Below are 1,193 nucleotides of genomic sequence, written 5' to 3' on the forward strand. Positions count from 1 at the left end.
TCACACGCCCTGTTCAGACTCGCTTTCGCTGCGGCTCCGCCTCTTCGGCTTAACCTCGCACGCCATCGTCACTCGCCGGTTCATTCTACAAAAGGCACGCCATCACCCATCAACGGGCTCTGACTACTTGTAGGCACACGGTTTCAGGTTCTCTTTCACTCCCCTCCCGGGGTGCTTTTCACCTTTCCCTCACGGTACTGGTGCACTATCGGTCACTAGGGAGTATTTAGCCTTGGGAGATGGTCCTCCCTGCTTCCGACGGGATTCCTCGTGTCCCGCCGTACTCAGGATCCGCTCGGGAGGGAACGAAGTTTCGACTACAGGGCTCTCACCTTCTCTGGCCGGCCGTTCCAGACCGGTTCGTCTACCCCGTCCCTTTCTCACTCCCATCGTGAGCGGTCCTACAACCCCAAGAGGACATGCCTCTTGGTTTGGGCTGTTCCCGTTTCGCTCGCCGCTACTCAGGGAATCGCGGTTGCTTTCTTCTCCTCCGGGTACTAAGATGTTTCAGTTCCCCGGGTGTGCCTTCCATGCCCTATGGATTCAGGCATGGATACTGCCCCATTACGGACAGTGGGTTCCCCCATTCGGACATCTCCGGATCAACGCTTGCTTACAGCTCCCCGAAGCGTTTCGGCGTTTGCCCCGTCCTTCATCGGCTCCTAGTGCCAAGGCATCCACCGTGCGCCCTTTCCAGCTTAACCTATTGCGCTCTCGGCTTCTTCCTTACTGTCTAGCTTCGGCTCGCCGCCGCTCGGGGTCAAATAACCTTCGCCTTCGGGATGTAAACATCCCTCTAGGCGAAGAACATTTGCCCATCGCGGCGAAACGCTCGCCTCCGCTTTTCCGGTTATCTAGTTTTCAAGGAACGAAGTTGGTTCTTGAGAGAACATGACTCGTTCCCTCAAAACTGAACGAAGCGACTGCCTTGAGTCTGCTTCTTTGCAGCTTTGCGCCGAGGAATCCATCTTCCTTGAACCTGCTGGAAGACGAAGGCGCAAAACACTTGAAGGAATCCTCATTCCTTCAAAACTGAACGAAACAGAAGCGCGGTTGTGCACCGAATCACGACTAATGTCTAGCTCCAGCGCCTGGCTCTCTTCTGCCAAATAACCTTCCCCCTCGGGGTGCAAGCACCCCTGCGGGTGAAGAACATTTGGCTTCGAGAGCCAATCGCGGCGCTTCCGCTTTTC

Annotated in this window: 1 protein-coding gene and 1 rRNA gene; both read right to left on the minus strand. The window is 56.1% G+C overall.

What is annotated here, in order from left to right; translation table 11 throughout:
- Positions 1-704, minus strand: a 23S ribosomal RNA gene (locus tag BRO54_RS18805); the annotation flags it as partial.
- 150 nt (positions 705-854) lie between these two features.
- On the minus strand, positions 855-1,193 hold a 339-nt coding region (locus tag BRO54_RS20160), incomplete at its 5' end, for a hypothetical protein (protein WP_204378361.1).

Source organism: Geobacillus proteiniphilus (genome assembly GCF_001908025.1).
GTDB classification, from domain to species: domain Bacteria; phylum Bacillota; class Bacilli; order Bacillales; family Anoxybacillaceae; genus Geobacillus; species Geobacillus proteiniphilus.